The organism is Microcoleus sp. B7-D4 (genome assembly GCF_036705125.1).
Taxonomy (GTDB): domain Bacteria; phylum Cyanobacteriota; class Cyanobacteriia; order Cyanobacteriales; family Microcoleaceae; genus Microcoleus.
In genome coordinates this window covers 1-8,460 of the sequence record NZ_JAUBTT010000176.1, presented here as the reverse complement: position 1 = coordinate 8,460, position 8,460 = coordinate 1, and the positions used below count along the sequence as shown (strand labels likewise).

The 8,460-nt window shown below is 46.3% G+C and carries 9 protein-coding genes; 4 read left to right on the top strand and 5 right to left on the bottom strand.

What is annotated here, in order from left to right; translation table 11 throughout:
- Positions 1-62 precede the first annotated feature (62 nt).
- The 4 genes from QUB12_RS35845 to QUB12_RS35830 form a co-directional block, all read right to left on the bottom strand.
- The gene (locus QUB12_RS35845) at positions 63-1,949 is read right to left on the bottom strand and encodes an EcsC family protein (RefSeq protein ID WP_333310872.1); all 1,887 of its coding nucleotides are present in this window, start codon (positions 1,947-1,949) and stop codon (positions 63-65) included.
- A 416-nt stretch (positions 1,950-2,365) separates the two neighbouring features.
- Entirely contained in the window at positions 2,366-2,563 is a 198-nt protein-coding gene (locus tag QUB12_RS35840) for a hypothetical protein (protein ID WP_333141849.1), read from the bottom strand.
- A gap of 47 nt (positions 2,564-2,610) precedes the next feature.
- Positions 2,611-3,378, bottom strand: a complete 768-nt coding sequence (locus tag QUB12_RS35835) for a YebC/PmpR family DNA-binding transcriptional regulator (RefSeq protein ID WP_333310870.1) — start codon at positions 3,376-3,378, stop codon at positions 2,611-2,613.
- Between the two features lie 148 nt (positions 3,379-3,526).
- The gene (locus QUB12_RS35830; protein WP_333310868.1) at positions 3,527-4,165 is read right to left on the bottom strand and encodes a histidine phosphatase family protein; all 639 of its coding nucleotides are present in this window, start codon (positions 4,163-4,165) and stop codon (positions 3,527-3,529) included.
- Positions 4,166-4,377: 212 nt separating this feature from the next.
- On the opposite strand from QUB12_RS35830, the gene QUB12_RS35825 reads away from it, so the two are divergent.
- The 3 genes from QUB12_RS35825 to QUB12_RS35815 all read left to right on the top strand — a co-directional run bounded on the left by QUB12_RS35825 (position 4,378) and on the right by QUB12_RS35815 (position 5,346).
- Entirely contained in the window at positions 4,378-4,665 is a 288-nt protein-coding gene (locus QUB12_RS35825; RefSeq protein WP_333310866.1) for a hypothetical protein, read from the top strand.
- A gap of 91 nt (positions 4,666-4,756) precedes the next feature.
- Positions 4,757-5,011 (top strand): hypothetical protein, encoded by a 255-nt coding sequence (locus QUB12_RS35820; RefSeq protein WP_242716968.1) that lies wholly within the window; start codon positions 4,757-4,759, stop codon positions 5,009-5,011.
- Entirely contained in the window at positions 5,011-5,346 is a 336-nt protein-coding gene (locus tag QUB12_RS35815) for a type II toxin-antitoxin system RelE/ParE family toxin (RefSeq protein WP_333141856.1), read from the top strand. The genes QUB12_RS35820 and QUB12_RS35815 overlap by 1 nt, the downstream gene beginning before the upstream one ends.
- 71 nt (positions 5,347-5,417) lie before the next feature.
- Here QUB12_RS35815 and QUB12_RS35810 read toward each other — a convergent pair whose 3' ends face one another.
- Positions 5,418-6,107, bottom strand: a complete 690-nt coding sequence (locus tag QUB12_RS35810; RefSeq protein WP_333141858.1) for a class I SAM-dependent methyltransferase — start codon at positions 6,105-6,107, stop codon at positions 5,418-5,420.
- A 333-nt stretch (positions 6,108-6,440) separates the two neighbouring features.
- Between QUB12_RS35810 and QUB12_RS35805 the strand changes: the two genes are divergently transcribed.
- Positions 6,441-8,288 carry a polysaccharide biosynthesis/export family protein gene (locus QUB12_RS35805; protein WP_333141860.1) on the top strand — a complete coding sequence of 616 codons (1,848 nt, stop codon included), beginning with the start codon at positions 6,441-6,443 and terminating at the stop codon, positions 8,286-8,288.
- Positions 8,289-8,460: the final 172 nt, after the last annotated feature.

Genomic DNA, 8,460 nt, shown 5'->3' with positions numbered 1-8,460 from the left:
ACCGAGAGTTCAGCCTTGTGGCTGGAAACGCTATGTACGGACTGATTACCGTGATTCACGTTTCAACGAATCGCACCTTCTCCCGTCATGCGATCGACCTGATCGATTAAATACCCAATCTCTGCCACTTCTAACCGCGTAGAACCTGCTAAAATCTGCTTGAATTTTTTCAGCAGAATTGCACTCAACTTAGTAGAAGGAGAATGAGAAGATAAGGGGGGAGCTTGTGATTCAGTATCTATTAAATTCGCAATCTTTTGCACGTCTAATCGCCCAGCAACTTTTATGATTTTTTGGAAATTTTGCAGCATACTCGAACTAAACTTATTAGTAGAAGGAGAATCAGAAGATAAAGAGGGAATTTGTGATTCACCTTGGACTTCAGTTTGTGCTTCAGTGGGTGGCGGTACCGCATCCTCGATGCAAGTTTGCTGGGCTGGCTTTTGAGCTTGCTTTCTTTTGCTCAAAACAGCCCGTTGAATTGTCAGCAAAATTTTCCCCTCTTGTTGATTAATTTCACCGTCAGCCTCGATGATCTCAGTGCATCGCTTTAAAAGTGGTTCGGCAAAGTCAAGTTCGAGTTGTGCGAGTAAAATATCCAACTTGGGAAGCAATTTAGACTTATTTGTCACAGCTTCAATCTCAGCTAAAGTCCTGGGATTTAAATTCGCCGCTCGTAATTCCGGTAATAACTCATCCCATCGGGTGAATTTTTTGCTGGCATAGACGACATACACCAAAATCCAATCCATCACCGTTTCTTGTGCGATCGCTGTCTCTAAATATTGCTCACTTTCCGCTTGCAATACCTCTTGTAAATCTCCGAGCTTGGTTTCGATTTCCGAGGAATCGAGATGCGCTTCATAAAACCGACAAGCACCGTATCCCAGCGCGTAAATCATTGTCGCACTGGCGCTAGCATTAATTACCGCACCCGCCAAGGGAATATTGCTGACAAGCGTAACTCCAGCTTCGATAGCTAAATTGCTACCCAAGGACAAACCAAAAATAGCGACAACTTCTGCTTTGCGATCGCTCGATCGCAAATCCATGCCATAGGCTGCAGCAATTTGATAAACCAACTCGGCAGATAACGCCGTCATTGCCGCTAAATCCATGCCAGACAACGCCAAAGCCACGCCGGGAACTAAACTGCTCACCAAGCCACTTCCTGCCGCTAGCAAGGCTTTTTCCACCATCAAGTGATGTGCGATCTCTTCGGGTTTCTCGTGAGGATATTGGCGCTGTAACTCTCGAACTTGCGCCTCGGCAGTCACGACATCAACTTTACTGATCGCACTAACTAACCAGTCGATTTTGAAATTTTCAGTCAGTTTTTTCAAGATAGGACTCTGGGAAATCGAACCGAGGGCTGAATCCCAAAAATTGGGAAATTGGAGTGCTGCACTTCCGGCATTCCCTACCGCATTGCCTACCGCACTCGCGGTATTAACAACAATCTCACCTCCAGCACTGCTTGCTGCATTCCCCACCGCACTGGCGGTATTAACAATCGCACTTCCGGCATTCGCTACCGCATTCCCTACCGCACTCGCAGTATTAACGATCGCACTTCCGGCATTCCCTACCGCACTGGCGGTATTAACAACAATCGCATCTCCAGCACTGCCTGCTGCATTCCCTACCGCACTGGCGGTATTAACAATCGCACTTCCGGCATTGCCTACCGCACTCGCTGTATTAACAACAATCACATCTCCAGCACTGCCTGCTGCATTCCCCACCGCACTCGCGGTATGAACAATTGCACTTCCGGCATTGCCTACCGCATTCCCTACGGCACTCGCCGTTGCAGAGACGGCTCCGAAAACGGAACCGAACCAATTGGATTTACCCCCTGGTTCAGCCTGCACATTCGATTCGGATATATCCTTGGTTTCGGATACTTCGGTTGCTGACAGAACTTCTTCTGAGTGCGTGCTGTCCATTTTGCTTTCGTTGTTATCAAAAAATTTGGTTTAAAACCCCTTCTTCAGTGGCCGGCTTTAATTTCTTAAATCCATTCCTAAAAATCAGGGAACTGCTGGTATTTGTAGTATACTACAATCGTCAAGGTTAAACTCCTGTGCCATCGTGAAACAGTTAAGACACACTTTTAGGCATAAATTGTTGGACTCAGAGCAGCGAATACTCTTAAAACAGCTAGAGAATCAACGCATTCTCTTTACCAGAAAACAAATAATTTGGTTCATTTGTTAAGTAGGGTAGGGCATACCCGAACTCGCTTGTTCATATCAAGCGTACGCTTTTGGAGATAGACCCTCTGGGGTTGCTGTGAGTTGAACTCGTCAATTGGTATTTTGTACGGTTGAAAGGTTTAAGAATTGCCGCAAGGACATAGCGCTTAAAGGTCAGTCGATGAATTAAGAATCCCCACGCCTTCAGGCCCGGGAGTGTCAACTAGCATGGCTTTACTGTGGGTTGAGATTTTCAATGCAGCTTTTTCAGCAATGCGTTGGATTGACACTCCCCACTCGCGTACAGATAGGGATTCGTTTCCTGGTAATAGTGTAGCGCGATCGTCCCGCTGGCGAGTTTTCATCTTTTGCAGTGCCAGCAGGACGATCCAGATCCCTCATCTTTAAAGCATTAAACCATACTCAAAGACATCAATTCATCTGTCATTTCAAAATTAGCTGTCACACTTTGCACGTCGTCCAAATCTTCCAGTGCATCCATTAACTTCAAGAGCGATCGAGCTTTTTCAGGAGTGTCTATTTCCACTGTATTGCTCGGAATCCAGCGATTTTCCGACTGCAAAACAGCAAAACTTTTTTGTTTCAAAACATCAGCCAAGTGTTCCAAATTAGCCACACTTGTAAATACCTCTGCACCTTCAGTATCCTCATCAATTAATATCAAATCATAAGATTCGGCAGCCGCCTCTAGCGACGCTTCAAACAATTGTTCCTCATCAATAGGGCCGCGTACCGTACAAACCCCTTTGTGGTCAAACATCCAGCCCACACAACCAGTTTCGCCCAGGTTGCCACCATTTTTAGTAAAAGCTTCTCGCAAGTCAGCCGCTGTGCGGTTGCGATTGTCTGTCAGCGCTTCAATCAGAATAGCAACCCCGCCAATGCCGTAACCTTCGTAGCGAATAGCTTCTAAATCCGAACTTCCTCCCGCCAAGCCGGCACCTTTGGCGATCGCCCTTTCTATGTTTTCATTAGGAATATCCGCCGCCTTGGCTTTTTCAATAGCCGTCCGCAGTTGAAAATTGCCAGCGGGATCGGGAACTCCACTGCGGGCCGCGACAATAATTTCGCGAGATATTCTAGCAAAAACCTTGCCTTTAACGGCATCAACTCTAGCTTTTTGGCGTTTAATATTCGCCCACTTACTGTGTCCAGCCATACCTATTTGAGATTTTCGATTTAAAATGTGCGATCGAGATTAAACAATAACACCCAGATTCGGACAAATCAGATTAACGTAGGGTGCTCTTCTGCCGCGCACCTTACACACATAGCATAAAATGCAATTTTTCGCACGAATCTCAACTTTAATTAAACCGGATCGCGGTTTCAGAGTCAGTCAGGTGAGAAGTATCGCCATTAAGTGCGATCGACCATTCTCCCTCACCCCGCACCACTTTCACCAAACAGCACAAAGAAGCGTTAATTTCCGTTTCAACACAGCCAGCCAGCCCGATCGCAGTTCCTAAAACCGACGCACCGTGACCTACCAATAACATATCTTCGGGAAACTCAGCCGCGAGGCGTTTAGCAGTTTCCCCCGCCCTTTTGAGACAAGCTTCCCCAGTTTCGGGATAATTAGCAATACCGCCTTTGTAGGAAGCATCAATCCTGGGAAAGCGCCTGCACAAAGCTTCGACGGACTCAGTTTCCGGCATTTCTGGCATCCATTCAGGATTCAGCCATTCGCACAGTCCCCACTCTAGTTTAATTGACAAATCGAGAGCTTCGGCCGCATGATTTGCTGTTTGGACAGTTCGCAGAAAAGGGGAAGCAAAAATATGAGAAATTCCTTCTCCTTTGAGGCGATTGGCGAGTTGTTTAGCTTGAACGTGACCGTCTTCGGAAAGGTGGGGGTCATAGGGGCGTTCTGCGGTGAGAAACCAGTCGGGGTTAACGAAGTCGATGCGGTTTCCGTGTCGTGCGATCCAGACTGTTTGTGGCATGAGTTGCTTTGAGTTTTGCTTCTAGGTGTAATATTATATCAAATATTAGTCATTAGTCATCAGTCACGAGTCATTTTTTTAAGTATTAACTAATTTTACGACCGTTAATAAAATACAAAAGTCTTTAATTAATTTTACCGCAACTGTGCGTGATATTGTACGCAATTATTTGACACGGCGCTAAAATTAAACCAGTCACTCTGTATTGTCCAATGGCTCAATCTATAAAGCAACTCCACGCCCAAATTCAAGCCATGCCCAGCGATTCGGTTAAGGCGATCGTGCTTTCATGGCTGAATCAGTCCAACGGTATTTATCTCAGCGACTTTGAACGCCTAATAGCAGAAATTGGCGAGGAAACGGAGGGATATCAGTGGGGAGAAATTGACACAGAAAACGAGTTTCAACCCCTCAGCGAAGAAGAAACGATCGCCCAGAGTCTCGCAGCCTTGCAAGATTACCCGACAAACAAGACGGGCCGAAGAGCACGATCGGGTTAAGCAATGGGCAGATAGTCTAGGGAGCGATCGTTTTGGCTACCTATGCCAAAATAAAGTTAGAAAATAAAGTTAACCATTCATCATAACTTTTATGACTCTTACACTCACCTTACCCCCCCAAATCGAAGCACTGCTGCGCCAACGGGCGGAAAGTACAGGACAAGATATCACCAGCGTTACCCTAGCTGTTATCGCGTTCGGACTTAGCTTTGATGAAAGCGATTTCTTCGAGGCATTAGAAGGGATTCAACGCGGACTTGATGACTTCGATCGGGGTCAGTTTTCTACTCTGGAAGAGTTTGTCGATAGACAAAACCAGAAATACGGACTTTCTTTGGAAGCATAATGTATCGCATTGACTTTTCTAGTACAGCTCAATCTGAAGCTGATGCAGCGTTTCTGAACTTTTCCCAATTCACGACTCCCGAACGCGCTCAAGCATGGTATCAGGGCCTGATTAAAGCGATTTCCTCACTCCAAGAAATGCCGCGTCGTTGTGTTTTAGCCCGTGAAAACGCATTTTTCAGCCAAGAGATTCGCCAGCTTCTGTATGGAAGTGGTAAAAACACGTATCCCATACTCTTCACTATTTTTGACGATCAACCCATACCAACGGTGAGGATTATCCACATTCGCCATGCAGTCCAGCGTGCGATTGGCGAACCCCAAGATGAGGCATGACCTTATGCTTAGCTTATCTAATTTTTTTGAAATAAGCGATCGCAAATTGCCATGCCCTCCGCAGCCGCGAATTACATTCGCCCCCTAACTCGCAGCATCTTATTCCCGCCTTTTTGAAACTCATAAGGAGCCTCTTGAATTTCTACACTAAAATTTCTCTTTTTCAATTCGGCGACGATCGGATTTAAGTGATCGGATTCTTCCCCGCTAAAACTCTGCAATAGAGGAAAGACGCGGACTTCCTTCGCAACCCGACACATTTCTGTAATTGCTGATCGATGAAATTCTTCGGAAAGCAGGTGAGAATAAGCAAATAAGAAATGGCTGCACAAAGCTAAATCGAATTGACCGTTCTCGAAAGGCAAAACTGGCAGCTCAGCATTAATGTAGCGGCCTTGCTGCAAGCCAGATGGAAAATCTTCTAAAAATTCCTGCATCGCCTTCATTCGCACTTCGCCTAGCTGGTAGGGCGATTCAAAATTATTCCACAGGTAGCCGTCTAAATTGGCTTTAACACCGTCAATCACAGTTTGATATGTTTCTTGGATGCGATCGCCAATTTCCACCGCAGTAAACTGATAAACTGGATCGCAAGAAATTACCTTTTTACCTTGGCGAGTCATTTCGGCATTGAAACTCGCCGGGCCGCCTGCACAATCAAGGATTGCTAGTTTGAGGTCACTTGATGTCAAGCTAAACATTCCTATGTATTCATCCAAGCAGCGTCCCCAGGGAATTACTTTATCCAATTTTAGTGACACTTGTCTTTGTCCCGCAGATATAATTATCTAATATTTTACCTCAAATCAGGGCGGTTTTTTCCTATCTCCTTTCTGTGGCGGGTTGATTTGTATCCCGAGTTATGTGTGAAAAATTTTGCTCAAACGAGATCCTAATCCTGAGAACAGTTGGCGGGCTTTACAGTTTCTTTACAAACAAGGGGCAAAATAGTTAAGTGCGATCGCACAATTTTTATGATTCCACCTGTGGATTTTGCAGCGAAGCGAGGCTACACTGGACAGCAGGGAAAATAAACTAAAATCCACTAGCTAAATTGCTCTTGTTCAATGGCAGGCTGCAACCAGGAAAGAAAGATGAAACATACCATTCAAACCGCTACAAGTCTGAGTTTGTCAGCACTCCTGGTGCTATTGAGTTCGCTGCCCAGTATAGCTCAGTTGCCTGCCGTCAGAACTCCTGCAGGCACTCCTAACCCAAACAGGCCGAGAGTACCGCCGCCGCCACCTGCGGGTTCGGGTTTGCCGGCGAGCGGCAATTCTGGTTCGCTGACGCAAGAAGCAGCTTATACTTTAGGGTCGGGCGATCGCATTGCTTTAGAGATATTCGGCGTCCCTGAATTCAGCAGAGAATATCAAGTGTTAGTTGACGGGACGCTCAATTTGCCAATCATTCGCAGCGTCTCAATTCAAGGGTTGACGCTGGAACAAGCCGCTAACGTAATTACCAGGCGATACGAACCCTTCATCAATGTTCCCGTTGTTACCGTGACTCTGATGGTCGCTCGCCCCCTAAATATAGGTCTTGCAGGTGAAGTTACTCGCCCGGGTTCCTACAAGATTAATCCCACTAGAGAAGGAGGAGGAGTAAAATTCCCGACTTTGATGGAAATGCTGCAACTTGCAAAAGGGGTGACATCAGCAGGAGATATGCGAAATGTCCAAATTCGCCGTCCCCGCAGAGGCGGGCCGGAGCAAGTTACTACTGTTGATTTGCAGGATTTTTTAGAGACGGGAAATTTGCGTCAAGACGTTACCATTCGAGATGGAGATACAATTTTTGTACCGACAGCAAGTGCCCTTAATACTGAAGAAGTCCGTCAAAGAGCCAGTGCTAATTTTTCCGCTGATATTACTCAACCAATTGGCGTGGTAATTGTCGGGGAAGTAAACCGGCCGGGGCCTTATACTGTATTTGCTTCGGATGTGCGATCGAGCAACCAACAAACAGAGTTGAGTTTTGTATCTATCGACCAACAGCAAGGAGCTGTTGTGGGCTTACCAACGATAACTAGAGCATTGAAAATTGCTGGTGGTATCACTACAGAAGCTGACATTCGCCGAGTGCAAATCCGCCGCCGAGTCAGAGGGGGCAACGAACAAACTATCATGGTAAATCTGTGGGATTTGCTGCAAAGAGGCGACGCAACTCAAGATATTTTGCTGCAAGAAGGAGATAGCGTAATTATCCCGACAGCAGCTACTGTAGACTTAGCTGAAGTTTCTCAAGTCGCAAATAGCAGTTTTTCTCCGAACGCGATTAGCATCAATATTGTAGGAGAAGTAATTAGGCCTGGGGCTTTGGAGGTGCGGCCTAGTACATCCCTGCACCAAGCTTTGCTGACCGCAGGCAGTTTCAATCAATTGCGGGCTAAAAAAGACAAGGTAGAACTATTGCGATTGAACCCCAACGGTACTGTTTCTCGCCGCACCATCGAGGTGGATTTTGCTCAAGGGTTGAATCCTAATAATAACCCTACTCTCCGCAACAACGATGTGATTCTGGTAGCGCGATCGGGCTATGCTAGGGTAGCAGACAATATAAACAGATTCTTGCAGCCCATAACAGGAGTAGCAAGTGGCATTAGCACGGTTAGCGGCGTTCTTACGGGGTTTCAAGCAACTATCAACGCTTTTCAAAACTTATTTTTGGGAGGGGATTTCGAGCGGCAAAATCAGCTCAGACAGCTTCGCGAACAACGTGAAGACAGACAAGAGCAACGTCAAGACAGACTGCTAGACAGAGAGCTCCAACGTGAAGACAGACAGCGGCAAGCTGAAGACAGACGCTTGCAACTGGAAGACAGACAGCGGCAAATCGATCTGCAAAATCGGCAACTTCAGATTCAGCAGCAGCAACTTCAACTTCAGAATCAGCAGCCGCAGCAAATGCAGCCACAGCAAATTCAGCCAACTACTCCTTGATAAGACTCGGGCGTTGAAAGTTAGCCACCCTCTTTATGAATCGGCGGTTGAAACCGCTGCATAGAGTCAAACGAAGTCCGAGCAAAGGGGGAGGTATCTCCAGGACGAGTTTTTCTTAGACATTTCCCGCCATAAGGCAGACAATTGATGTAGACTGAGATAATTCACTCAA

Coding starts and splice junctions, on each gene's coding strand:
- QUB12_RS35845 (WP_333310872.1), bottom strand. CDS start 1,949: ATGGACAGCACGCACTCAGAAGAAGTTCTGTCAGCAACCGAAGTATCC.
- QUB12_RS35840 (WP_333141849.1), bottom strand. CDS start 2,563: ATGAAAACTCGCCAGCGGGACGATCGCGCTACACTATTACCAGGAAAC.
- QUB12_RS35835 (WP_333310870.1), bottom strand. CDS start 3,378: ATGGCTGGACACAGTAAGTGGGCGAATATTAAACGCCAAAAAGCTAGA.
- QUB12_RS35830 (WP_333310868.1), bottom strand. CDS start 4,165: ATGCCACAAACAGTCTGGATCGCACGACACGGAAACCGCATCGACTTC.
- QUB12_RS35825 (WP_333310866.1), top strand. CDS start 4,378: ATGGCTCAATCTATAAAGCAACTCCACGCCCAAATTCAAGCCATGCCC.
- QUB12_RS35820 (WP_242716968.1), top strand. CDS start 4,757: ATGACTCTTACACTCACCTTACCCCCCCAAATCGAAGCACTGCTGCGC.
- QUB12_RS35815 (WP_333141856.1), top strand. CDS start 5,011: ATGTATCGCATTGACTTTTCTAGTACAGCTCAATCTGAAGCTGATGCA.
- QUB12_RS35805 (WP_333141860.1), top strand. CDS start 6,441: ATGAAACATACCATTCAAACCGCTACAAGTCTGAGTTTGTCAGCACTC.